We start from the raw sequence: 23959 nt of genomic DNA, 5'->3' as shown, positions 1-23959 counted from the left end.
AAAAAAAGTACAAGGAAAAAGGATAAGAAGAGGAATTTTTTTTCCTTTTCTTATCTGATTTCCTTGTACTTCTGATCAGATTTATAATAAAAAAAGAGACAGAAGGGGGGTTGATATGGAATGGAAAACAATTTTCGCACATTTTCTTTAACATTTGTTATCTCATTAATATTTCATCTGATTTTTTTTGCAGGTCTGATTTTTGCACCCGCACATGCGCCGGTTAAAAATTTTTCGCCTTCTGTTATAAACGTCAGTATGATTACATTACCAACGGATGATGCATCTGAACCACCTGAAGAATTTGAAGAGGTGACAGCGACACCGGAATCGCCGGAACAAGAAGTCGCTGAGGAAGCCGTTGCAGAACCGGAACCCGAAGAAGAAGTAACTCCGGAACCCGAAGTGCCGGAAGCGTCGGAAGCGCCGGAAAAAGAAGTGGCAGAACCTGAAGAACCCGAAGTTCAGTTGGCAAAGCTGGAAACGCCAAAGGAGCCGGATCCGGGAGAAACAGATAATGACGGTGACGGATACACAAAGAATCAGGGAGACTGCAATGATAATGACCCGAGTGTTCATCCGGGAGCGCCTGAAATATGCGGTGATGGCATAGATCAGAACTGTAATGGCCGCGACCTTGCATGTGAACCGGTAAAAAAGCCGGAACCTGTGAAAAAGCTGGAAGAGAAGCCGAAAAAACCGAAAAAGAAAAAACCAAAGGTATGGGCAAATAAGAAACCTAAGAATCTGAAGAAGCTCAGTAAAAAATCTGAAAGCCTGAAAAGGTCTGAACAGATTAGCAATGCTATTGCCGGAATAAAGAAGACCGTGAGTAAAAAGAAAAAAAGCAGAACCGGTCAGAAGGGAGGCGTACCCGGGGGAACAGGCCGGGGAGGCACTGGCGGCTACTCCTCAGAACTGCCAGAAATATATAAAGCCCAGCTTCGGTATCATATTGAGAAAAACTGGGCATTTGCGGAGCATCTGGCCGGAGGACGCAGTGACTTGCGAGCGATCTTGGCGGTTAAGGTTTTGTCAGACGGCAACATAGCAGATGTCTGGTTTGAAAAAAAGTCCGGAAACAGATATTTGGATGAATCAGCATACAAAGCCGTCAGAAAATCAGCTCCCTTTCCCCCGCTTCCGGGAGGAGAACCCTCTCGTGAACTCAGGCTGAGATTCGGGCCGGAGGGATTTAACTAGAAAATGAAGCAAAGCTTTGAACGAAAAATAATGGATATTCTTATGACAGGAGGTCGTATTAAATTAATCTGCCAAATTGCAATGGCGTTTCTTTTTATTTTTTCAGCCCCGTGTCTGGCAGAACAGGACTATATTGATATCACCAATCCCTCATTGCGAAGAATTCCCATTGCCATCCCTTTATTCAGGATCATGCCTCAGGGCCAGGTGAATACGCAGGTATCAAGAAACGCTCCGGACCTGTGTGCGGAAAATTTGGAGTTTACAGGCTATTTCAAAATACTTGACCGAGGCGCTTTTCTTGAAAATCCCCGTGAATCCGATATTACCGGCTCAACCACCAATTTCCGGAACTGGACGGGCATTGGTGCCGAACTGCTGATCACAGGCGGTATCTGGATAAATGACGGAACCCTGACAATGGAACTCCGTCTGTTTGACACTTTCAAAAGCCAGATACTGCTTGGAAAAAAATACACGGCAGGGAAAGATAAGCTGAAGAAAGTGATGCGAACCTTCTGCAATGAGGTGATTTATTATCTTACCGGCAGACAGGGCATTTTTGACAGTGACATTGCTTTTGTATCCACAAGCTCAGGGAACAAAGAAATATACCTGTGCGATTTTGACGGCCAGAATTCCAGAGCGTTCACTCATCACAAAACAATCACGCTTTTTCCGGCATGGTCCTCAGATGGAAAATGGATCGCCTACACCTCATATGCAAGAGGCAAACCCGACATATTCATAAAACATCTGCAAGAAAAACGAGGATTTGTAATTCAGAATAAGGGAATCAACATCACGCCCGCATGGGTTCCGGGTCAGTTCAAACTGGCTGCCACGCTTTCTTATGAAGGGGACCAGGATATTTATCTGTTGACCGGAAGAGGAGAAAAGATTAAAAAACTGACCAATCAATGGGGAATTGACACATCTCCCGCGTGGTCTCCTGACGGCGCAAAAATGGCCTTTGTTTCAAACAGGTCAGGAACTCCTCAGATTTATATCAAGCATATCAATTCAGGAAGAGTTGAAAGGCTGACATTTCAGGGTCAGTACAATACCCAGCCTGCCTGGTCCCCCAGGGGCGATAAGGTTTCGTATTCAGCCAGAGAAAAAAGCGGGGAGTTCAATATCTGCGTTGTCGGTTTTGATGGCAGGGGTCCGGTCCGACTGACCTATAAAGCAAGAGATAATGAGTCGCCCTCATGGTCTCCGGACGGAAGCATGATTGTTTTCAGTTCAACCCGTGAGGGACCCTCCAGAATTTATGTGATGACCGCTTATGGCACGGACCAGAGGCGTCTGCTTACCCTGCCAGGCCAGCAGACAAACCCCAAATGGGGAAATATGGATAATTAAGATGAAAGATGAAATAATTTTCCTGTTTATTCCCTATCAGGGAAATGCCGCCTTTTTTAATATAAACGGGCATGATCTGCCGGTCACAACGAATGATGAAAGTTTTGATGTTTTTCCTAACACTTAACACCTAACACCTAACACTTTGTTCAGAAAGGAGGACGGATGCGAAGGAAAATGTGTATGATGTTGGCTCTGGTGTTTGTCGTCACCGGATTGATGTTTACGGCTTCATGTGCAAAAAAAAAAATTAAGGCTGAAGAGGCGCTTCTTCAGGATACAATGATGCCGAGACAGACAACACCGAGAAATTCTGAAAAGGATAGGCTGGCAAGGCAGCAGGCAATTGAGCAGGAACGTCTGAGGCAGGAGCGACTCAGACAGGAGCGAGAGAGACAGCTCAGAGGCGGTCGTCATCAGGCATCTGTTGCCCCGGGTACGATGGCTGAGAGAAGATCAGTCATGGCGGAAGATATCCGTTTTGATTATGACAGTGCAGCGTTATCTTCGATGGCGCAGGATATTTTGAGACAAAAAGCGGAATGGCTCCGGAATCATCCGGGGGTTTCCGTGGTGATTGAAGGACATTGTGATGAACGGGGTACCAATGAATATAACTTGGCGCTGGGAGACAGGCGTGCCGAAAGTGCAAAGAGTTTCCTGACGCATTTGGGAATTTCACCGTCACGATTAACCACCATCAGCTATGGTGAGGAACGTCCTTTGGATCCGGGAAGTAATGAACGTGCCTGGAGAAAAAACAGACGTGCCCATTTTGTCGCAGAGTAAATCTGCTCGCAAAGGGGGCAAAGAGATTTCGATTGCCGGATGGGGGTTTCAAACTTCGTCCGGCGGCCGGGACCCGAACCCCTTTTCCGCCTTTGTTCACCACATGGGCATAAATCATTGCGGAACTTGGAGAAGCTGGTCATCTTCCGGCCAATATTAAAAATTGCATGTTGGACAAAATGCAAAAACAGAGCCATGACAACCGGAACAAGTCCGTAAAAATTCCAACATTTGTTCGACAACAAGACAATCATTTATATTTCATGCCAATTTGCATATAAAAATCTTTTATCCGAAAAATTCGGAAAAAAAATTTGATTTTTCATCTGTCATTTCATAAGTTCCCGGCCATATGTTTTCCAGAATCAGATTTTGAATTGTCATAGGACAGCGCCGATAAAATATGGGAAAACTTTTGGCCGGGTACTTAGATATAATTATCTTTGGCATATGTTAAAAACAAACTTTCCGGCCAATATGCGGTTGCGGATTGTTGCCGAAAAAAAATCGTACATCAACTGGTTAGGCTTTAAACCATAATATGAAATTTTATCATTGGAGTCTCTGAAAAATGAAAACAGATATAAAACATAAAAAAGCAATTCTAAAAAAATATTTGGGTGTATATCCGGTCTGGTAATGATAAAAAATCTTGGCTTGATGACTATGCAAATGGCAATATATATATTCCAAATGAAAAAAATGGATTATTTTCTGAATCTCTACAAAAAGATTAAAAGCGAATTAATGCTTCAGTATATCAACAGCAAAAAATATGCTCCTGAAGCTAACGAGGGTTGGAGCATTAAAAAGCTTAATTCATTACGAAATGAGTTTATTCATTTTCAACCGAAGACATGGACAATTGAAGTGACTGGCCTTCCGAGTATATGTCTTGATTGTCTGAATGTTATCAGATTTTGCGGATGGAAAAGCAGTAATGTTCTATGGCACTCAACAGAATATAGGGAAAAGGCGGAAAATTTTTTGTATATCTCATGCTCAGAATTGGAAAACATAAAATTGGAATATGAACATCAACAAACAATCAATTGATAGAGAGTGGCTAATTTTCTCAATATTGACACTTGCAGGTTTTCTGTTAAGTCGGGATCCCAAATAATTTATTAACTTCAATAAAAATAAAGAGGTGCTTAGATGACACATCTTCTTACACAGGCATTTGCGGAGGCTTCGAAGCTGCCGGAAGCTGATCAGAATATGTTGGGCAGATGGCTTCTTAACGAACTTGCTTCTGAAAAACGCTGGAGCAGGCTTTTTGCCGAATCACAGGATTTGCTGGCTCAGCTTGCGGATGAGGCTGTTGCGGAGTTTGAGGAGGGCAGAACCGAACTGCTGGAGCCTGAAAAACTGTGATTGTCTCACACACCACAGAACGATTTCGCAAAGCAATGGCGAAGCTGCCGGGCAATGTCAGAAAACAGGCAAGAAATACTTATAAACAATTCCGTAAAGATCCTTATCATCCGAGCCTTCATTTCAAAAAAGTTCAGCAGGACAAGTCTTGTTTATTCTGTCAGGATAAGTGACAATTATCGGGCTGTGGGGGTAAAAAAAGGAAACACACTCATCTGGTTCTGGGCAGGTTTACATTCTGATTATGAGAAACTCTTATATCGTTTATAAAAAAGCCTAACCATGAAATGGAGCGGGTGCGACATGAAGTCGCTGATCTGATTGTTGATTTCATTCCTCATTATGAGGAGTGAAAGTTCAACCTGTCGTGTTGCCGACAGTTTCTTACTCCGGCATGCGTCGCCGGTAACGGCGGGGTGTGAGAGCCCGGAGGACAATGTAACCCTCATGCCGCAAGGCGTGGGAGAGAAAACCGTGAGGAATTCTCAACTCCGGCAGCATCGCAGGCCGGGTGGGAACTAAGAAGGACGATATGCGTAACATATGTGAATCGCCGTAACTGTCGTTAATGATGATGAGGCAAACAGTCTGAGTTGGAAGCACTTGTTGAAGCCGAACTGCGTGCCTCGGCGGATCGGACAGACGCACTCGCAAACTCCGGAGAGAACACGACACGGTTGCCGGCTGGCTGATTCCCGAAACACTGAACATCTTTTCATCATACTTTTTGAAAGCGTATCTACCATGACACTTAAAATTTTTATTATTTCAATGTGTTGTTCCGTTTTATGCGGATGTGCGTTGCAACGTGACTTAGTCGCGCTTAATGAGCGTATCCTTCTGATGGAACAGCGTAACAGGGAATTGGAACAACGCGAAGCCCAGGCCAAAAGGGATATTAAATCCCGCATTGAAGATTACAGCAAAACCCGCGAAGAAAAAGAGCAGGTGCTGAGAAAGCAATCCGCGGGCCTGCAAGCCATGTTTGACGAGTTCAGAGAGGAAATCCAGTCCCTGAGAGGAAAACTTGAAGAATCTGATTATCTGCTGAAACGAAAAATAGCTGCTTTTGAAGACACTGTAAAAAAGAATCAAAAAAGATTAGAAGCGTTAGACCGGAATTTGCGTTCCAGGACATTTCAAAGAGATGATTCAGGAATCAGGACCCCCGAAGCCATGTCCCCCGGATCTGAACCGGGAATGCCTTCCGGGAACCGGGAGTCCGGAGATTCGAGAGGCCGCTTTGACCAGGGGCTTTCGGATAATGAACTCTATGTCTTGTCAAAACAGGCATTTGATCAGAAAGCGTATGAAAAAGCCCGTGATGGGTTTAAACTTTTACTGGAAAAATATCCCAATTCAAAACGAGCTGACAATTCTCAGTTCTGGCTCGGTGAAATCTATTATCAGCAAAAATGGTATGAAAAAGCGATCTTAGAATACCAATCCGTGATAGAAAAATATCCGACTGGCAATAAGGTGAAAGCTGCGCTTTTAAAGCAGGGATTCTCTTTTTTAAATTTAGGCGACAAAGCCAATGGCCGTCTTATCCTGCAGGAACTGATTGACAGATATCCTCAGTCTCATGAAGCGGATATCGCGGAGCAAAAATTAAACAGTTTTTAATGTTGAACAGTTATAGGGGATCAGGTGTCAGTATCTTAATCCTGACAAAAACAATCTTTTAACTCGATGTTCAAATTTTTTGATCTTGACTTTAAAACATGCTTATTTCCAAGAGGTTAAAAAACTCAGTCAATCCTGTTTTTAAGATTGTATAAATATAACCTATTGAATTTATTGATTGGGATATAAAATCACCTGTTGAAAAAATATCAATAAATTCAGTCAACAAGAAAAAAATTGAACGTCGAGTTATACAAAACATTATTTTTTTTCCAAAAAAAATGGACTTCATAAAATACCAAATATTACAGAAGTCTTTTCGATTAGGAGTATGCTAATATGTTGATTGAATTTTCGGTAAGCAATTTCAGATCAATAAAAGAAGAGCAAACTCTGACGATGGTTGCTGATTCTGGAAAACTCAAATTAGAGAACACTTTTGTTCCGGAGAGTAAAAATAAATTATGCCTGCTAAAATCAGCAGTGATTTACGGTGCTAATGCGTCCGGAAAGACAAACATTATAAAGGCGTTTTTTGCTTTAACTTCATTTATTCTTGATTCTTCAAAATTATATATTGGTGACGATATTTTCTATTATGAACCTTTTGAGTTTGATGAGTCATATCGGACCTCGCCCTCACATTTTAAAATCGTTTTTTTAGGGATAGATAATATAAAATACAACTATTCTATATCATTTGATAAAAAGAAAATTTTTTCTGAAATACTGGATTTTTATCCTAAAGGACAGAAGGCTAATCTGTTTATCCGAACAAATAATGATGAGGTTAAGCTAGGTGGGTACTTTACTGACAAAAGGCAGGTTCCCAAAAAGATACTTGAAAATCACTTGTATCTGTCCGAAACTGGTAACAGCCCTCATAAACAGATGAACGGAATTTATAACTACTTTAAAAACAGAATAAAAACAGGAGATTTAATAAGAAAACTAGGTTATACAAAACAAATGTTAGAAATTTTGGTTAAAGAAGATAATGCCAAACTAAAACGTCGCTTAGATAAATTCATCAGGATTGCAGATACTCAAATAAATAGTATATCAATTAGTGAAAAAAAAGAACATGAGTTTATTCTCCCGGAAAATTTTCCTAACGAATTAAAGCAGGAAATTTTTCGTCAAAATAAGTATAAAATTGAATCTGTTCATAATGTATATGACAATGGAGAAATTTTAAAAGCAACACCTTTTAATTTTGATGAGGAATCTAATGGTACTAAAGTATTATATGCTTTAGGCGGATTAATACTGGAAAAATTTGAAACCGGAGGCGTTATTTTTTTTGATGAATTAGAAAGTAGCTTACATCCTAAATTATGTAAGTTTATTGTTAAATTATTTCATCATCCCAAAGTTAACCCCAGAAATGTCCAACTGATCTTCTCTACGCATGAGACAACATTGTTAGATAAAGAATTATTCAGAAAGGACCAGATATGGATTACTGAAAAAAATAAATATGGAGAGACCGATTTATTCTCTGTTACTGATTTTGAAGGGGTACCGGATGATATTCCATTTGAACAATGGTATATGAAAGGCAAATTCGGAGGTCTTCCGAATATCAAGGAAATCCAATTTATTTTTGGTGATGAATAGCATGAGAAGAAAAGGAAAAAAACGGAAATTAAAACCTTACATACTGATTGTCTGTGAAGGTGAAACAGAGGAAATATACTTTAAAAGCATCAAAGAAGATATTGAAAAATCTGATTATGCCTTCGATGTAATTGTAAAAGACACTGATAAAACCACTGCACTTGAACTCGTAGAATTGGCCCAGTCTCATATAAGCAAGGATGATAAAGACGCACAATACTGGGCAGTTTTTGATAAAGATGGATATACAAAACATGCAGAAGCATTTAAAATCGCAAAAAAAAGAGGAAAACAGGTAAAGATTGGTTTTTCAAGTATATGTTTTGAACATTGGGTGTTACTGCATTATGAGAAAAACAAAAGTCCATTTTCAAAATCTCAAGATATTATAAATTATTTGGATAGTTCTGATCACTATCCTGAGTATGAAAAGGCAACCCAAATTTATCATAAATTAAAAAATAAGATAGACAGGGCAATGGAAAATGCAGCATGGCTGCGTCATAAAATGGAAAATGAATTAAAACAAAATGGTGGGAAAATTTATAAAATTAATCCTTATACTGATGTAGATAAACTTGTATCAATATTGATAGGTTATAATCAGAAGATTGTTTGGGGAAGGATAGGGGAATTTACTTCAATTGAGGGATTGTGTATTAAAATTGAAAAATATGAGAAAAGGCAAAAAAACATAACTCTTCGAGTTGTAATGAAAAACAGTCATAAATTATATACTCATATTGAAAATAACAAAAGCCGTAATTTTTATCTTATTGATAACAATAAGAAACGTTTCGATCCAACAATTAAGAAAACTGTAATAATAGCCAATAATGAAACAAAAAATTTTGAACTCATTTTTCCAAAATTAATTGAATCGGACAGGGCTATACTGAATTTTAAATTTAAAAATTATGTTTTACTTGTCAAATTAGAAGGTTAATATATGAAGTGAATCAGATTGCCAAAAGGGCATAATCTAGCGATACACCCTTGATGAATGAGAATCAGCACGAGTGAATAATAAATTATGCCATGTGTATCGCGCCAGTGCTGGTTCAACTCAATGGGGTTTTTCGGAAAAATTACCCGGATTTACCTAAAAAACAGCAAGCTGTCGGATAACTGGGGTTCTCGCATAATATCCTGATTTTACAGGGAGGCTCATTGAAGTGAACGGATGCCCCAGGTTTAACTATTAAAAAACATATTGAAATTTTTATATTTCGTTGTGGCCGCAGAGTCACAACTGTTTAAATCAAAGTGATAAAAATTATCGGCATAGATCCGGGGCTGGCGGCGACAGGGGTGGGAGTTGTGCGGGGAAAGCGACTTAAGGCTGACGGCTTTTCATTTGGAACTATTTACACATCCCAAAAGCTTCCGCTGCCGGAGCGTCTCAGTCATATATATTCCAGGCTTCTTCTTGTATTGAAAGATGAGAAACCCGACCTGATGGTTGTGGAAGATATTTTTTCCGTGGAAAAATATCCAAAATCAGGGATCACCTTGGGAAAGGCCACAGGTGTTATTCTGCTCGCCGGCTATCAGATGAATGTCCCTGTTACAGAGGTTCCGGTTCGTGAGGCCAAGCAGGTGCTGACCGGGAACGGCAACGCAAGCAAAGCTCAGTTGGAAAAAGCCGTTCGACATGTATTAAATCTGAAAACTCCCATTAAACCTTTTCACGCTTCCGATGCAATGGCATTGGCCCTTATCGGTTTATATCGCTACCAGAACACAGTCTGAAAAAAAATCAGTTTTTCGGTTAAATAAAAATGATTGGTTATATAGAAGGCAAACTCTTGAAAAAAGAGGAAGAGCGAATTCTTCTTCTTGCAAATCAGGTGGGCTATGAGGTGATGCTCCCCGCCATTGTAATGCAAACGCTCAAAACAAAGGCCATTGGTGATTCTCTTTCTCTTTATATTTATTATCAGCAGACCGAACGGCAGCCCAAGCCGGTGTTAATCGGTTTTAATTCTGAAATTGAAAAAGAATTTTTTCAATATTTTGTTTCTGTTGAAGCCATCGGCCCTCTTAAAGCAGTAAAAGCCCTGAATATCCCTGTTTCTGAAATTGCAGACGCCATTGAATCGGAAGATGTCGGCAAGCTGAAGAATCTGAAAGGAATCGGAGCCAGAACCGCCCAGAAGATTATTGCCACACTTGGCGGCAAAATGGGCAAATTTACGCTGCTTCAGGATGTTAAACAAAAAGAAAATCCGGTTGTGGAAGATTTTGCGGAACAGGTGCTGGATGTGCTTGTTTCCCAGTTGGGCCATAAAACCCCGGAGGCAAAACAACTGATTGCGGATGCCATAAAACGCAACAGCGACATTTCCACTCCGGAAGAGCTGTTTGATGAAATTTATCGGGGGGATAAGGGGCAGAATTGAAGATGATCCCGAATAGTTGTTCAGTGAAAGTGAGGTAATTATCGGCATCCTTCATTTGACAGTTTACAGCTCGAAAAAAGTGTAAACTACTTTTCAGCTTTTGTGAAGGATGTCTAAATTGAAAAATTTTTAAAATCGTTAAAAACGGGACAGTTTGTCGGAGAGCCGGAGAACAGAATCACTGATTATAACGGATTTTGGGGAAGCCGGGAAAACCCCGTAGGGGGGCATATTTGTAGCAAATCATGCTGGGCCGGGAAAATCCCGTGGAGATGGCATGTTTACATGTACAAATATGCCCCCCCAGGGGCCTGGCGGGGGTCTGCAAACCTGCTGCATTTTTGAAATGTTCATATGTGAAACCCCTGTTTATCACTAATCTGTGCAGAGGAGCTTTTCTTTATCTTCCTTTCCAAACAGGTTTCCGTTTCTCAAGAAACGCATTTACACCTTCTTTAGCATCTTCCGTGGTACACAATCTGCCAAAGACTTCGCTGTTATAGGCAAACCGCTGTCGGAAAGGCATGTCAATCATTTTATAGTAAAATGATTTCCCCATCTGAACTGCCACAGGGCTTTTGTCAACAAGCTTCTGAGCGAACGCCACTGTTTCTTCCTCCAGTTTTTCCGCAGGCACAACTTTATTGATCAGTCCCAGTCTCTCCGCCTCTTCAGCTTCAATCATATCTCCGCTCAGAAGCATCTCCAGGGTTTTATGTTTACCTAGGACATAACTCATAGGAATAATCGGCCCGGTACAGAGCAATCCCACGTTAATGGCAGTGGTTCCTATTTTTGTGCCTTCTGCCACAAAAGCGAAATCCGCAGCCGCCAGAAGTCCGGCACCGTTTGCCACCGCAAATCTGTGAGCCATGGCAATCACAGGTTTTCCCATAGATGCAATGGTCAGGTGCATCTCTTCCATCTGGCTGATCCATTTCTGATACTCAGACGGTGTTTTTTCGGGAAATTCGCTGACGTCAATCCCTGTTGAAAATACCTTGCCCGCTCCCCTGATAATTATTACCCTAATCTCACTGTCTTCCTCCAGTTCAAGCAGGGCAGCGTTCATCTCCTGGCCCATTTGTGTGCTGAATGTGTTGAACTGGTCAGGACGGTTGAGCGTGACAAATCCCATCTTATCTTTTTTTTCAATCAAAATCGTCTCAAAGGACATTAAAAATTCTCCTTTTTTAAAATTTAAATGATGTCATTGCTACAAAGGTATAAAATTGACAAAACTGTTCCATATCCCTTTAAAAACAAGGAAAAATCGGCATCTGCTGATTTCTTATCTTATTGTATGGCATTTTCAAGTTTTAATTTTAAAACATTTTTTAAGCTTTTTAAAGCTGTCAGGTCAACCAAAAAAATATCACACTGAATAGAAATGTTGTTTTTTGAAACAAATTAATTCCCTGGAAAAATTTTTTTCAGCGGTCCGAAGTTCAGTCTAATTCGTTCAATAACTATCTGATTTTAAAATAATCCCAATTTAAGCAAACCTGTACCGATATATTGCAAAACCCTACAAAAATAATATTTGACCCATTGGAACATTTGAGGTATCTTTATAAACTTATGGTCACAGTATTGCACTCGGAAGTCTGTGGCATGGCTGATGATTTTCACTGAAAAATTAATTTGTTAATAAAAATCAAAACAGCAGGTTTTTTCTGCCAGAAATTATCAAAAGAGAAACAATGAAACCTGAAACTTGAAACTCGGAACAGTCACATACATGAAAATCCCCCGAGCCTCCGAATTTCAAGTTTTAAGTTTCAAATTACCAAAGGAAAATAAAAAAATTATGAATCTTTCCAACCAGCTTCGAATGACTGTGTATGCTTCACTTTTTGCTGCATTAATTGCAGTCGGATCCTATATTTCAGTTGCCATAGGTCCTGTTCCCATAGTGCTTCAGAACCTTTTTGTCATGCTTTCCGCACTTCTGCTGGGAAGCAGATGGGGGCTTGCAAGTGTGGCAGTGTATCTTCTGGCAGGTGCCTGCGGTCTTCCCGTATTTGCCGGAGGTGCCGGAGGGATCGGCCGCTTTGCAGGTCCCACCGGCGGTTATCTTATTTCTTATCTTCCCGCTGTTTACATTATCGGTCTGATAACAGAAAAAGCCAACGGCCGGGTTCTTTTTGATATTGTGGCAATGATCTGCGGGGTAGTCATTGTCTATGCTCTGGGGGTGACATGGCTGAAAATCGTAACAGGCATGGGATTTGGCGAAGCACTGATCGGGGGCATGCTTCCTTTTCTTTTGGGGGATGTTTTGAAGATTGCGGCTGCTGTTGCCATTGCAAAAGCATTGCGGCCTGTCATTCAAACCTCTGAGGCTGCTTCTTATGCTGAGGCTGAGGCTGAGGCTTAACACATGGATAAAAATACTTTATTACAGCTTGCAAAAGATATTATAGCCGGGAATGCCCCGGAGATTGAAACTTGTAAAACACTGGCAAGCATTCCCGAACATGACGCATTTACCCTTCTGCCGGGTGCGGACATGATCCGCAATCATTATTTTGGCAAAACAGTTCATCTTTGTAATATCTGCAACGGCAAATCCGGCAGATGCACAGAAAACTGCACGTTCTGCTCCCAGTCCAAATTTTCACAAACAGACGTGCCTGTTTATCCGCTGCTGTCAAAAGAGAAACTTCAGGAAGGGGCATTATATGCTGCCGAGGCCCCTGTAAACAGATATTCCATTGTCACAAGCGGGAAGCGTCTCTCCAAAAAAGAAGTTGAGGCTGTAGCTGAGGCGTTTTCCGAGCTTGACTCAGATAAGGTGAGTTACTGCGCTTCCCTGGGAATTCTTGATCAGGAGGATTTTGAAACATTGAAAGCCGCAGGCGTGAGCAGATATCATCATAATTTGGAGACAGCAGAAAGCTTTTTCAAAAATATCTGCAATACGCACACATATCAGGAGCGTGTGGATACAATTATGGCAGCCAAGGCAGCAGGGCTTTCTGTGTGCGCCGGCGGTATATTCGGCATCGGAGAAACAGATTTACAGATACTTGAACTGGCACTGGCACTCAGGGACTTGGATGTTGATGCTGTTCCGATTAATTTTCTGGTTCCGATCAAAGGAACACCGCTGGAAAATCACAGCGGACTCACACCGCTCCGATGTCTGAAAATCATTGCGTTGTTTCGATATATCTTACCCAATAAGGATATTTTTATTTGCGGCGGCAGAACAGCCAATCTCAAATCTCTCCACCCGATGGTTTTTTATGCAGGCGCAAGCGGCATCATGACAGGAAACTATCTCACAACAACGGGTCAGACCTTGCAACAGGATTTGGAGATCGTTGACCAACTGGGGTTTACAACAAAATAGCAGGAGCATTTCGCATGTGAGTTGCTTGTGAAATTTAACTTTTGAAAAGCTATGATTGTGCGCCTTTAATTTATTATATAAGGAGAAAAATCAATTGAGTAAGATTTATGATGAACTCGAATTTAAAATTCCTCTGGAATCTGAAGACTACATGGAATATTCTGATTTTATAATAAATTCAATTGAGAATATTATGCGAACTGCTATGGATGAGAACCGAAATAAGATCATCATAAACACAAACCTTAAACTCGGTCTTCCGATGGAGAATATTAATAAAATCGCCGGACCTTTCATTGAAGCATGGGCTTTTGAAACTTTTTCTGAGGTTCTTGAAGATGAGAATAATGAATATCAGCTTATAAATGTTGAAGCAGGTGAACGTCTGAATATGGCTGATGTCATTCTTCAGTTCAAAAGGAAAAGAAAGCGTCAGACATCTGTGACAGCAAATGTGGATGTCAAAGCGACAAGCAAAGACATCAAAAATAGTGCAATATCCCCGAATATAACCTCTTTTGCCCGAATAAGAACTGCGTACATAAAAGATCCTGACTATATTTTTGTTATTTTTTCAATAAAATATAAAGTTTTTAGTCAGAAGAACTCAGAAACAAAAATGATGATGGGAGTTATGGAAGTTGTTGACTTTAATGCTTATGATCTGAAATATATCTCTGAGTCTGATATCAGTTATAACCCGGCCTTAGAGACAGGACAACTACAAATAAAAGATATTCACTATGTTACAAGAGAAAATCGAAATGTGTGGGCGTTTTGTCAGTTATTAGACAGAAAATTTATTGCCTCAAAGAAGGGATACCAACAATGGCTGGAAATAGCGGAAAAACATGAATGGATCAAATAATGAACAATAAAATTCAAATTATTCAAAGTGATGCCTTGTCAGAACTGAAGAATATTAAAAGCGCATCTGTTGATCTTGTTATTGCAGCTTCGCCTTATAATTTAGGTAGAAATTATGAACCATGATCTCAAGGGATTTAATGAATATTTGGATTTCTCGGTCTGTTGGCTCGGAGAAGCACATCACATTTTAAAGAGTACAGGCACGCTTTATGTGTTCATGGGAGTCAGATTTATCTCATACCTGTATGATATTTTAGAGCGAAAATTAGGAATGTATTTTAATAGCTGGATCACTTGGCATTATACACAGGGCATCGGCAAAACCAAAGGCTTTTCTCCGCGACATGATGACATCCTGATGTTCGCCAAATCAGAAAAATTCAAATTTAATTTAAATAATGTCAGAGTTCCTCAGAAATATTACCGGTCAAGAAACAACATGAGAGGAGCCAATCCCGGAGATGTCTGGACTTTTTTCATGTTCATTATTGTAATGAAAACAGGCAAAATCATCCCACCCAGAAACCAGAGGGCCTGATTGAAAGAATGGTGCTGGCTTCATCTGATGAGGCGGATTTAATTGTTGATCCTTTTGCCGGAAGCGGGACAACATTAAGAGTCTGTCAGCAACTGAAAAGAAAATGTCTTGGCATTGAACTGAATCCTGAATATGTTGAAATGATAAAACAAAGACTCAAAAAGCCCTGCCTCGGCTTTGACAGTATTGATTCGAGAATGGAAAGAGTTCCGAAAGATTTGAATGATAAAAAAATCAGAGAAGCCTATCTGTCGAATCATATTAAGTGGTTCCTTGGTAATCACAATGGTTCTGTCTCAAACTTTATGAGTACAGTGAAAAAAATGTACGGTGATGAACCATCTCATTCTTCAGACAATGAGCTAAGACAACGCAGTCTTTTTGATTCATAAATGGCATGTAACCGAGAAGCATGTTCATAACAAAACATAAAACCAGTAAGCAGAGCCTTCACTAACAACTGACATGAACATTCTTGAAATAATCAACCTCACCCACCGTTTTTCAAACGGAGCAATGGGGATAGAGAACATTAACCTGATGGTTCGGGAGGGGGAGTTTGTTGTTATCTCCGGTCAGAACGGATCAGGAAAAACAACATTGTTGCGGCATCTGAACGGACTTTTTCTGCCCACAGCAGGAACAGTCATACTCGACGGAATTTCCGTGTCCGAGAATGTTGTAAGGGCAAGGCAGATGGTCGGCATGGTGTTCCAGGACGCGGACAGCCAGATTGTCGGGGAAACCGTGTCTGAAGACGTGGCGTTCGGCCCGGAAAATCTTTGTCTGAGCAGGCCGGAAATAAAAAAACGGGTGTCTCACGCATTAAATGCCGTGGGGCTGGCATCTTTCGCAGATCAGAGACCCCATGTGCTTTCCGGCGGAGAAAAACGGAGGCTCGCCATTGCCGGCGTTCTTGCCATGAATCCCAAGATACTGGTGTTTGACGAACCTTTTTCCAACCTTGATTATCCCGGTGTCAGGCAGATATTAAAACAGATTCTTTCTCTGCATGAGGCAGGGCACACCATTCTGCTAACCACCCATGATCTGGAAAAAGTCCTTGGTCATGCAAACCGTCTGGTCATTATGAAAGACGGGAAAATTGTAAGAGACGGGACTCCGGATCAGATTGTCACAGATGTCGAGACTTACGGCGTAAGACAGCCCTGCGCTTCCCGCCTGGGCATGGAAATCGGATCATGGCTGAACTGACTGTTTTTGGTTATCGCACCGGAACTTCCCTTCTTCATATCCTGGATTCCCGGTTTAAACTTGCATGTCTTATTCTTATCAGCCTTGCAAGCCTGAAAGCATATATCCCGGGACTTTCTCTTTTAATTCTCCTGCTTGTTTTTGCCATCATTCATATCCGTGTCTCATTCATATCCGTTTTAAAGGAAATTCAGTATTTTCTTATCCTGCTGACTTTTGTTCTCATTGCCAGGGCTTTATCAACTCCCGGAACCCCGGTCATCGAATTTATGGGGCTGACGATGACCTCTCAGGGATTGTATGATGGCATACTTGTCTGCGGACGCCTGGGGACTGTGGTTTTGCTGGGACTGATATTTGTTTCGACCACCCGGCCCTCGGAAATCAAAGCGGCTGTGGAATGGTTTCTGACTCCTTTTCCGTTTATTCCCGCAAAAAGAGTCGCCACCATGATCAGTCTGGTGATGCGCTTTATACCGACCATTCTCAACCAGGCAAAAGAGACTGCCGATGCCCAGCGTGCAAGAGGAATCGAAAACCGGAAAAACCCTGTGTATCGGTTAATAAAGTTTACCATTCCGCTCATGCGTCGAACCTTTGAAGACGCTGATAAACTTATTGTCGCCATGGAAGCAAGATGTTATTCTGAAAATCGGACAGACCCGGAGCTTTCATCTGGTAAAAAAGATTGGATAGCACTGTTGCTGGTCATCTGCCTGTGCATTCTGATATTGTGAAACTTGAAACTTGAAACTTGAAACTTGAAATTCGAAACTTGAAACTTGAAACTTGAAATTCGAAACTTGAAACTTGAAACTTGAAACTTGAAACTCGAAACTTGAAACTTGAAACTTGAAACTTGAAACTTGAAATTCGAAACTTGAAATTCGAAACTTGAAACTTGAAACTTGAAACTTGAAACTTGAAACTTGAAACTTGAAATTCGAAACTTGAAACTCGAAACTTTGCAAAAAAATCATTAAATTTCAAATTTCAAATTATTACTATGTTGAAAAAGTTTAAAGAGTTAAGTATTGGCATAAGACTTGGAATCGGATTCAGCCTGATTCTTTTGCTTTTTGCCATCGTGAGCCTTTTCATTATTAATCGGATGGGGTTTTTATCAGATCTGACGGGCATGATGTACAGGCATCCGCTTGCCGTCAGTAACGCTGTCTTCAGAGTTGATGGCAATATTATCCGAATTCACCGTGCAATGAAAGATGTGGCCCTGGCTAAAAGTGATGCTGAGACAGATGAGGCTGTCCGAATCGCAGACAAATATGAAAAAGAGGTCTATAAGGATTTTAAAATAATAGAGGAACGCTTTTTAGGCGAAAAAAGAATGTATGAAGATGCCAGAAAGGCGTTCAGGGAATGGAAAGCCATTCGTGATGAAGTCATCGCTTTAACGCGTCAGGGTAAAAAAGATGAAGCCGCTGCCATAACAAAAGGCAAAGGTGCCCGGCATGTGGACAAAGTTAACACAGCCATGCTGTCGCTGAGTGATTTTGCTCAGAGCAAAGCAGAGGCGTTTTTGAATGAAACATCAGATATAAGGGGAAAAACGCTGAATACCGCCTATCTGCTTGTTATCATAACTATTTTAGGCAGCGTTATTTTTGTGATACTGCTTACCCGGACTATCATACAACCTCTGTCCGCACTGATGAGCGCAGTGATTGAAATCAGTCAGGGGAATTTGGACAAGGAAATTCCTGTTGAATCAAAAGACGAGCTTGGTCAGTTTGCCCGGGCTTTTAAAGCCATGGTAGCCAAGTTGAAAGATGCTTATCATGGCCTGGAAGAAGAAGTTCGTAAAAGAACCGAGGAGCTTGCCGAGGCCAATGAAAATTTGAAAAAAAAGATCAACGAACATCTGCGGACCGAGGAAGAATTGAAGCTGTATGGTCTGGCAATGGATAATATGGCCGAAGGAGTGAACATTGTCCAGGCTGATAACGGAGTCTTTATTTATACAAATCCCGCGTTTGATAAAATGCTTGGCTATGAACGGAGCGAGCTGCTCGGCAGGCATATCACTCTGATTAACGCACCCATGTACAAATCTCCTGAGGAAACAGCCCAAGAAATTATATCTGTTTTAAATGAGACAGGCATATGGGAAGGAGAGGTGACCAATATCAGGAAAAACGGAAAACCGTTTTTAACCCATGCAAAAGTGTCCGCTTTTCAGCATTCCATACATAATGCCCTGTGGGTAACGGTTCAGGAAGATATTGAAGAGCGCAAGCAGGCTGAAGAAAAAATTAAAGCATCGCTCAAAGAAAAAATAGTGCTTCTGCAGGAAATTCATCACCGTGTCAAAAATAATTTGCATGTTATTGAAAGCTTGCTCAATATGCAAATGACTTCAATTCAGGACCCGCAGACCATTCAGGAATTTCGGATTATAGAGGGACGTATAAAATCCATGGCGCTGATCCATGAACAGTTGTACAAATCTGAAAATCTCGCGGAGATTGATTTTTCTGATTATGCCCCGAACCTTATAACACGTTTGTTTCACGCTTATCAGACAAAGCCTGGCAGAATCAGGTTACATACAGATATTGATAAAATTCTGTTAAACATAAGCACAGCGATTCCTTGCGGTCTGATCATGAACGAACTCATTTCAAATTGTTTTAAACACGCTTTTACGAACAGGGAAAAAGGAAAAATTACGGTCAGCGTCAAAGCAGATAATGATGACAGTTTTACATTGACAGTAAGCGATGACGGGGTCGGCTTTCCAGAGAATAAAGGTATAGAAAGCCCAAAAACATTGGGTCTGAAAATAATAACCGGCCTGACAAGACAGATAGATGGGACATTGGATTTCCATAGTAGTAAAGAATCGGGAACGACATTTAAGATGAAATTTGAAATTTGAAATTTGAAATATCAAAAATTCATGCATAGTCCCCAGTTTCAAGTTTCAAAAAAGGAGTTGTTACATTGAAAATCGTAATCGTAGGCGCGGGCGAGGTTGGTTTCCACATTGCGAGCCGACTTGCGCTTGAAAACAAAGATGTGGTGATTATTGACAGCAATCCTGATGCCATTCGCCGAGTGTCTGACAACATAGATGTTCAGGTGATTAACGGATCAGGAAGCAGTCCGCTTGTACTGGAGGAAGCAGGTATCAAAAATGCCGAGATACTTCTCGCTGTTACAAATAAGGACGAAACAAATTTGGTGGCCTGTCTTCTTACAGATATTATTTCTCCCGCAACAAAAAAGCTGGCTCGGATACGGGATGCGGATTATGATAAATATCATAGCAATTTTCGTTCCAGCGCACCTCATATTGACACCATCATCAATCCGGAAGTTGAGGTGGTGAGAACCATTGACCGGCTGATGAGTGTGCCAGGAGCCGTTGATGTGAGTGAATTTGCAGGAGGTCATTTGAAACTGATCGGAATACAGTTGGACAAAGAGGATACAAAAATGGCGGGTATTCCTTTTGCCAAACTTTCCCAGGCTTCGGGAAAACAAATTCCTCTTATTGCCGCAGTCATTCGGGATGAGGAACTGATTATTCCCACCGGAAATGACAGTCTGTTGCCGGGGGATACCTTTTATTTTATCAGTAAAGAAGAGAACCTCATGGATACCCTGAAAACTTTTAACAAATATGCGGAACCAGTACGCCGTGCCCTCATTGTGGGAGGCGGACGCATCGGCTTCAGGCTGGCCTCCCTGCTTGAGAAAAAATCCATCCATACGAAAATCATTGAAAAAGATCCGGATCAATGCACACAGCTTGCAGAACAGTTGAATAAAACGGTTGTGCTGTGCGGAGACGGCTCTGATCAGGGGATCCTCACCGAAGAGAATATTCAGGATACAGATGTCGCAATTACGCTGACCAGCGATGAGGAGACCAATATTCTGGCATCGCTTCTTATCAAGCGCATGGGCGCAAAAAAGACCATAACAAAAATCAGCAAGTTTGGTTATTTTCCCCTGATGTCGGCCATTGGTATCGAACAGGTCGTAGATCCGAGACTTTCGGCCGTGAATACGATTTTGCAATACATCCGCCGGGGTAAGGTGCTTTCTGCCAAATCCATTAAAGGGGAAGGGGCCGAAGTCGTGGAAGCTGTGGCTTTGGAGACCTCGGATATTGTGGGCAAGCCGTTAAAAGATATTTCTCTTCCAAAAGGGGTGCTGGTGATCAGCATCATCCGTGAAAATGAGATAACAATCCCTTCAGGTGAAAGCGTGATTCATCCGAATGACAGAATTATCATATTCGCAAAAAGAGATGCTATTCCCAAGATGGAAAAAATTCTTGAGGTGAAACTGGAGTTTTTTTAGAGGGGTGTTAGGTGTTAAGGTGTTAAGGTGTTAAGGTGTTAGGTGTTAGGTGTTAGGTGTTAGGTGTTAGGTGTTAGGTGTTAGGGTGTTAGGTGTTAGGTGTTAGGTGTTAGGTGTTAAGGTGTTAAGGTGTTAAGGTGTTAAGGTGTTAAGGTGTTAAGGTGTTAAGGTGTTAGGTGTTAGGTGTTAGGTGTTAGGTGTTAAGGTGAAAAATGGAGAAGATTACAGATGCGTTGGCGCTATATATTTCATATTATCGGAATGTTGATCTTTTTTTTGGGAGTGTTCATGGTGTGCCCGCTTTTCGTGGGTCTTATTTACGGAGATGAGAGTGTCCTTCCGCTTTTAGATTCCATGAATCTGACAATTATATGCGGTCTTTTACTGTGCTTGTTTTTCAGAAGCCCTAAGACTGAATATATCAGTCCCCGTGAAGGCATGGCAATTGTTGCCCTGGGATGGACAGCCGTGGGGGTGTTCGGTGCGTTCCCGTTTTATTTCTCAGGCGGGGAGTTCGGGACTTTTGTAAATGCGTTCTTTGAATCGGTTTCAGGTTTCACCACAACCGGCTCATCTGTTCTGACCAACATTGAGGCGGTTCCAAAGGGACTGCTTTTTTGGCGGAGTTTTATCCAATGGCTGGGCGGCATGGGAATTATTGTTTTATCCCTGGCTATCCTTCCTTTTCTGGGAGTCGGGGGGATGCAGTTGTATAAGGCCGAGGTTCCCAGTCCTGTCCCGGATAAACTCAAACCGCGTATCAGAGATACGGCAATGATTCTCTGGAAAGTGTACGCGGGAATTACATTGGCTGAAATCATCCTGCTCATGATCGGGGGAATGGATATTTATGACGCGTTGAATCATGCGTTCACAACCATGCCCACAGGCGGTTTTTCAACAAAAAATAGTTCCATTGCTCATTATGACAGTATTTATTTTGATAGCATCATCACGGTTTTTATGGTGCTGGCCGGGATTAATTTTTCCCTTCATTATCAGTTTCTGAAAGGGGAATCCCTTGCTTTCTGGCGGGATTCGGAATGCCGCTTTTTTTTAGGGGTGGTTATTTTGCTGACCGCTGTTGTGAGTTTTGATATTTACGGTGCAACATACCAGACCATTGGCGAGGCGTTTCGTTTTGCCGTTTTCCAGATTGTTTCCATTATTACGACCACCGGCTTTGCCACGGCAGATTATGAAACTTGGCCTGCCATGTCTCAGATTATCATCCTGCTGTGCATGTTTTTAGGGGCTTCTGCCGGTTCCACCGGCGGCGGCATGAAATGCCTTCGCGCCATGCTCGCTTTTAAATACTGCTACAAAGAGCTGTTTTCCCTGATTCATCCCCATGCGGTCACTCATATAAAAATTGGCGGAAAAACCGTGCCAGAGGGGGTTATGCGAAGTATTCTCGGTTTTCTTGCACTTTACATGATTCTCTATGCGTTCTGTTCTGTCCTGCTCGCAGGCATGGGCGTGGATTTTGTCACATCATTCGGGGCAATCGCGGCCACAATAGGAAATATCGGACCGGGGTTCGGACTTGTAGGCCCGGCTGAAAATTTCGCCCTGATACCCGAATCTGGCAAATGGCTCCTGATATGGTGCATGCTCCTGGGACGACTTGAAATTTATACGGTTATCATTCTTCTTGTGCCGGAGTTTTGGCGGAAATGAGGGGCTTGAAACTTGAAACTTGAAACTTGAAACTTGAAACTGGAAACTTGAAACTTGAAACTTGAAACTTGAAACTTGAAACTCGGAACTTGAAACTTGAAACTCGGAACTTGAAACTTGAAACTCGGAACTCGAAACTTGAAACTTGAAACTTGAAACTTGAAACTTGAAACTCGGAACTTGAAACTTGAAACTCGGAACTTGAAACTGGAAACTGGAAACTTGAAACTTGAAACTCGGAACTTGAAACTTGAAACTTGAAACTCGGAACTTGAAACTTGAAACTTGAAACTGGAAACTTGAAACTTGAAACTGGAAACTTGAAACTTGAAACTGGAAACTGGAAACTGGAAACTTGAAACTCGATGATCAAATTTTCTGAGATGATTTCCACAACAGTTTGTCATTCCTGCTTTCGCAGGAATGACAGGTAAAGAACTTGATGATCAAGTGAAACTTGAAAGTGAGGAGAAAAAATGAGTGTTCCTTTAACTCTTGAAATATTTTCCGATTATATCTGACCCTGGTGCTATTTCATTACCGGGCGTATTGAAAAACTTAAAAAAGAATATGAGATTCTTATTCGATGGCGGGCTTTTCCGCTTCATCCGAACACACCGGAGCAGGGGCTTACGCTTGAAGAGCTTTTTAAGGGGCAGCCTGTGAATATTGACAAAATAATGAAGGGGTTGAAAAAGACTGCGGCCGGATTTGGTCTGCCTTTCGAAGAAACAAAAAAAACATATAATAGCCGGCTGGCTCAGGAGCTAGGGCTTTGGGCTGAAACGCAGAACAGAGGAGACGAATTCCATCATGCTGTTTTCAAAGCATATTTTGCGGATGGAAAGAACATTGCCAAAATTCCGGTGCTTCTGGAACTGGCGGAATCGGTGAATCTCTCTCGAAAGGAAGCCGGAGAGGTGCTTGAAATGAGGTCGTTTAAAACAGCGGTGGATGAGGACTGGTCTCGTTCTCAGAAAAAAGAAATTAAGGCGGTTCCGAGTTTTGTGATAAATCAGAGCAGGCTGGTCGGCGCGCAGCCTTACGAAAAGCTGGAAAAACTTTTGCAGAAAAACGGTGTCGGAAAGCGAAGTACCTGAGTTTTTTCCGGAGTGCGAAAATTTTATTTTCGCAGGTGCTGAGTTTTTCCGGAGTGCGAAAATTTTATTTTCGCAAGTGCTGAGTTTTTTCCGGAGTGCGAAAATTTTATTTTCGCAAGTGCTGAGTTTTTCCGGAGTGCGAAAATTTTATTTTCGCAAGTGCTGAGTTTTTTTCCGGAGTGCGAAAATTTTATTTTCGCAAGTGCTGAGTTTTTTTCCGGAGTGCGAAAATTTTATTTTCGCAAGTGCTGAGTTTTTTTCCGGAGTGCGAAAATTTTATTTTCGCAAGTGCTGAGTTTTTTTCCGGAGTGCGAAAATTTTATTTTCGCAAGTGCTGAGTTTTTTTCCGGAGTGCGAAAATTTTATTTTCGCAAGTGCTGAGTTTTTTTCCGGAGTGCGAAAATTTTATTTTCGCAAGTGCTGAGTTTTTCCGGAGTGCGAAAATTTTATTTTCGCAAGTGCTGAGTTTTTCCGGAGTGCGAAAATT

At 41.5% G+C, this 23959-nt stretch carries 24 protein-coding genes and 1 pseudogene; 22 read left to right on the top strand and 3 right to left on the bottom strand.

Annotated features, from left to right (window positions below):
- Window positions 1–120: 120 nt before the first annotated feature.
- The 10 genes from tolA to ruvA all read left to right on the top strand — a co-directional run bounded on the left by tolA (window position 121) and on the right by ruvA (window position 10382).
- Complete coding sequence (gene tolA / locus dnm_RS10985; RefSeq protein WP_207682693.1) at window positions 121–1203, top strand: cell envelope integrity protein TolA; 1083 nt, start codon at window positions 121–123, stop codon at window positions 1201–1203.
- Window positions 1204–1206: 3 nt separating this feature from the next.
- Window positions 1207–2568: a Tol-Pal system beta propeller repeat protein TolB gene (gene tolB / locus dnm_RS10980; protein ID WP_246556291.1), complete on the top strand. Its 1362-nt coding sequence runs from the start codon at window positions 1207–1209 to the stop codon at window positions 2566–2568.
- 165 nt (window positions 2569–2733) lie between these two features.
- Window positions 2734–3357, top strand: a complete 624-nt coding sequence (gene pal, locus dnm_RS10975; protein ID WP_207682692.1) for a peptidoglycan-associated lipoprotein Pal — start codon at window positions 2734–2736, stop codon at window positions 3355–3357.
- A 1158-nt stretch (window positions 3358–4515) separates the two neighbouring features.
- Window positions 4516–4734, top strand: a complete 219-nt coding sequence (locus dnm_RS10970) for a hypothetical protein (RefSeq protein WP_207682691.1) — start codon at window positions 4516–4518, stop codon at window positions 4732–4734.
- A gap of 54 nt (window positions 4735–4788) precedes the next feature.
- Entirely contained in the window at window positions 4789–5004 is a 216-nt protein-coding gene (locus tag dnm_RS31780) for a ParE family toxin-like protein (RefSeq protein WP_435051588.1), read from the top strand.
- Between the two features lie 531 nt (window positions 5005–5535).
- Window positions 5536–6360, top strand: a complete 825-nt coding sequence (ybgF, locus tag dnm_RS10965) for a tol-pal system protein YbgF (protein ID WP_207682690.1) — start codon at window positions 5536–5538, stop codon at window positions 6358–6360.
- A gap of 339 nt (window positions 6361–6699) precedes the next feature.
- Window positions 6700–7980, top strand: a complete 1281-nt coding sequence (locus tag dnm_RS10960) for an AAA family ATPase (protein WP_207682689.1) — start codon at window positions 6700–6702, stop codon at window positions 7978–7980.
- A 1-nt stretch (window position 7981) separates the two neighbouring features.
- Window positions 7982–8926, top strand: a complete 945-nt coding sequence (locus dnm_RS10955) for an RloB family protein (RefSeq protein WP_207682688.1) — start codon at window positions 7982–7984, stop codon at window positions 8924–8926.
- Between the two features lie 320 nt (window positions 8927–9246).
- Window positions 9247–9732 (top strand): crossover junction endodeoxyribonuclease RuvC, encoded by a 486-nt coding sequence (locus dnm_RS10950; RefSeq protein ID WP_207682687.1) that lies wholly within the window; start codon window positions 9247–9249, stop codon window positions 9730–9732.
- Between the two features lie 29 nt (window positions 9733–9761).
- Entirely contained in the window at window positions 9762–10382 is a 621-nt protein-coding gene (gene ruvA / locus dnm_RS10945) for a Holliday junction branch migration protein RuvA (protein WP_207682686.1), read from the top strand.
- A gap of 400 nt (window positions 10383–10782) precedes the next feature.
- Here ruvA and dnm_RS10940 read toward each other — a convergent pair whose 3' ends face one another.
- Entirely contained in the window at window positions 10783–11559 is a 777-nt protein-coding gene (locus dnm_RS10940; RefSeq protein ID WP_207682685.1) for an enoyl-CoA hydratase/isomerase family protein, read from the bottom strand.
- 540 nt (window positions 11560–12099) lie between these two features.
- On the opposite strand from dnm_RS10940, the gene dnm_RS10935 reads away from it, so the two are divergent.
- The 8 genes from dnm_RS10935 (at window position 12100) to dnm_RS10900 (ending at window position 17100) form a co-directional block, all read left to right on the top strand.
- Window positions 12100–12762, top strand: coding sequence for a biotin transporter BioY (locus tag dnm_RS10935; RefSeq protein ID WP_337833603.1), 663 nt, complete (start codon window positions 12100–12102; stop codon window positions 12760–12762).
- 3 nt (window positions 12763–12765) lie between these two features.
- Window positions 12766–13740, top strand: coding sequence for a biotin synthase BioB (gene bioB / locus dnm_RS10930; RefSeq protein WP_207682684.1), 975 nt, complete (start codon window positions 12766–12768; stop codon window positions 13738–13740).
- Between the two features lie 94 nt (window positions 13741–13834).
- Window positions 13835–14608, top strand: a complete 774-nt coding sequence (locus tag dnm_RS10925; RefSeq protein ID WP_207682683.1) for a hypothetical protein — start codon at window positions 13835–13837, stop codon at window positions 14606–14608.
- A complete protein-coding gene (locus dnm_RS10920; RefSeq protein WP_207682682.1) occupies window positions 14596–14733 on the top strand; it encodes a hypothetical protein in 138 nt (45 codons plus the stop codon). The genes dnm_RS10925 and dnm_RS10920 overlap by 13 nt, the downstream gene beginning before the upstream one ends.
- Window positions 14723–15148, top strand: a complete 426-nt coding sequence (locus tag dnm_RS10915; RefSeq protein WP_207682681.1) for a DNA methyltransferase — start codon at window positions 14723–14725, stop codon at window positions 15146–15148. The genes dnm_RS10920 and dnm_RS10915 overlap by 11 nt, the downstream gene beginning before the upstream one ends.
- A gap of 8 nt (window positions 15149–15156) precedes the next feature.
- Window positions 15157–15540, top strand: coding sequence for a DNA methyltransferase (locus tag dnm_RS10910; protein ID WP_207682680.1), 384 nt, complete (start codon window positions 15157–15159; stop codon window positions 15538–15540).
- 73 nt (window positions 15541–15613) lie between these two features.
- Window positions 15614–16363 carry an energy-coupling factor ABC transporter ATP-binding protein gene (locus tag dnm_RS10905; RefSeq protein WP_207682679.1) on the top strand — a complete coding sequence of 250 codons (750 nt, stop codon included), beginning with the start codon at window positions 15614–15616 and terminating at the stop codon, window positions 16361–16363.
- A complete protein-coding gene (locus dnm_RS10900) occupies window positions 16351–17100 on the top strand; it encodes an energy-coupling factor transporter transmembrane component T family protein (RefSeq protein ID WP_207682678.1) in 750 nt (249 codons plus the stop codon). The genes dnm_RS10905 and dnm_RS10900 overlap by 13 nt, the downstream gene beginning before the upstream one ends.
- Here dnm_RS10900 and dnm_RS10895 read toward each other — a convergent pair.
- The gene (locus dnm_RS10895) at window positions 17072–17353 is read right to left on the bottom strand and encodes a hypothetical protein (protein WP_207682677.1); all 282 of its coding nucleotides are present in this window, start codon (window positions 17351–17353) and stop codon (window positions 17072–17074) included. The two genes, dnm_RS10900 and dnm_RS10895, sit on opposite strands and share 29 nt — an antisense overlap.
- A gap of 16 nt (window positions 17354–17369) precedes the next feature.
- Here dnm_RS10895 and dnm_RS10890 point away from each other — a divergent pair, with 16 nt between their 5' ends.
- The 3 genes from dnm_RS10890 to dnm_RS10880 all read left to right on the top strand — a co-directional run bounded on the left by dnm_RS10890 (window position 17370) and on the right by dnm_RS10880 (window position 22372).
- The gene (locus dnm_RS10890; RefSeq protein WP_207682676.1) at window positions 17370–19259 is read left to right on the top strand and encodes a histidine kinase dimerization/phosphoacceptor domain -containing protein; all 1890 of its coding nucleotides are present in this window, start codon (window positions 17370–17372) and stop codon (window positions 19257–19259) included.
- 65 nt (window positions 19260–19324) lie between these two features.
- The gene (gene trkA, locus dnm_RS10885; protein ID WP_207682675.1) at window positions 19325–20692 is read left to right on the top strand and encodes a Trk system potassium transporter TrkA; all 1368 of its coding nucleotides are present in this window, start codon (window positions 19325–19327) and stop codon (window positions 20690–20692) included.
- A gap of 228 nt (window positions 20693–20920) precedes the next feature.
- The gene (locus dnm_RS10880) at window positions 20921–22372 is read left to right on the top strand and encodes a TrkH family potassium uptake protein (RefSeq protein ID WP_207682674.1); all 1452 of its coding nucleotides are present in this window, start codon (window positions 20921–20923) and stop codon (window positions 22370–22372) included.
- Here the strand turns inward: dnm_RS10880 and dnm_RS10875 are convergent.
- The gene (locus dnm_RS10875) at window positions 22338–22766 is read right to left on the bottom strand and encodes a hypothetical protein (RefSeq protein ID WP_207682673.1); all 429 of its coding nucleotides are present in this window, start codon (window positions 22764–22766) and stop codon (window positions 22338–22340) included. The genes dnm_RS10880 and dnm_RS10875 overlap by 35 nt on opposite strands.
- A gap of 139 nt (window positions 22767–22905) precedes the next feature.
- On the opposite strand from dnm_RS10875, the pseudogene dnm_RS10870 reads away from it, so the two are divergent.
- A pseudogene (locus dnm_RS10870) lies at window positions 22906–23472 on the top strand (DsbA family oxidoreductase); the annotation flags it as partial.
- Window positions 23473–23959 lie beyond the last annotated feature (487 nt).

Source organism: Desulfonema magnum (assembly GCF_017377395.1).
Taxonomy (GTDB): domain Bacteria; phylum Desulfobacterota; class Desulfobacteria; order Desulfobacterales; family 4be13; genus Desulfonema_C; species Desulfonema_C magnum.
The sequence above is the reverse complement of the archived record's forward strand: the minus strand, read 5'-3'. Positions and strand labels throughout refer to the sequence as shown.

Bases quoted from the DNA above. Each gene is read 5' to 3' on its own strand.
- dnm_RS10915 (WP_207682681.1), top strand. From the start codon at position 14,723: ATGAACCATGATCTCAAGGGATTTAATGAATATTTGGATTTCTCGGTC.
- dnm_RS10960 (WP_207682689.1), top strand. From the start codon at position 6,700: ATGTTGATTGAATTTTCGGTAAGCAATTTCAGATCAATAAAAGAAGAG.
- dnm_RS10890 (WP_207682676.1), top strand. From the start codon at position 17,370: ATGTTGAAAAAGTTTAAAGAGTTAAGTATTGGCATAAGACTTGGAATC.
- dnm_RS10910 (WP_207682680.1), top strand. From the start codon at position 15,157: ATGGTGCTGGCTTCATCTGATGAGGCGGATTTAATTGTTGATCCTTTT.
- dnm_RS10880 (WP_207682674.1), top strand. From the start codon at position 20,921: ATGCGTTGGCGCTATATATTTCATATTATCGGAATGTTGATCTTTTTT.
- dnm_RS10970 (WP_207682691.1), top strand. From the start codon at position 4,516: ATGACACATCTTCTTACACAGGCATTTGCGGAGGCTTCGAAGCTGCCG.
- dnm_RS10905 (WP_207682679.1), top strand. From the start codon at position 15,614: ATGAACATTCTTGAAATAATCAACCTCACCCACCGTTTTTCAAACGGA.
- bioB (WP_207682684.1), top strand. From the start codon at position 12,766: ATGGATAAAAATACTTTATTACAGCTTGCAAAAGATATTATAGCCGGG.
- tolA (WP_207682693.1), top strand. From the start codon at position 121: ATGGAAAACAATTTTCGCACATTTTCTTTAACATTTGTTATCTCATTA.
- tolB (WP_246556291.1), top strand. From the start codon at position 1,207: ATGAAGCAAAGCTTTGAACGAAAAATAATGGATATTCTTATGACAGGA.
- dnm_RS10900 (WP_207682678.1), top strand. From the start codon at position 16,351: ATGGCTGAACTGACTGTTTTTGGTTATCGCACCGGAACTTCCCTTCTT.
- ruvA (WP_207682686.1), top strand. From the start codon at position 9,762: ATGATTGGTTATATAGAAGGCAAACTCTTGAAAAAAGAGGAAGAGCGA.
- dnm_RS31780 (WP_435051588.1), top strand. From the start codon at position 4,789: ATGTCAGAAAACAGGCAAGAAATACTTATAAACAATTCCGTAAAGATC.
- dnm_RS10955 (WP_207682688.1), top strand. From the start codon at position 7,982: ATGAGAAGAAAAGGAAAAAAACGGAAATTAAAACCTTACATACTGATT.
- dnm_RS10940 (WP_207682685.1), bottom strand. From the start codon at position 11,559: ATGTCCTTTGAGACGATTTTGATTGAAAAAAAAGATAAGATGGGATTT.
- dnm_RS10920 (WP_207682682.1), top strand. From the start codon at position 14,596: ATGGATCAAATAATGAACAATAAAATTCAAATTATTCAAAGTGATGCC.
- pal (WP_207682692.1), top strand. From the start codon at position 2,734: ATGCGAAGGAAAATGTGTATGATGTTGGCTCTGGTGTTTGTCGTCACC.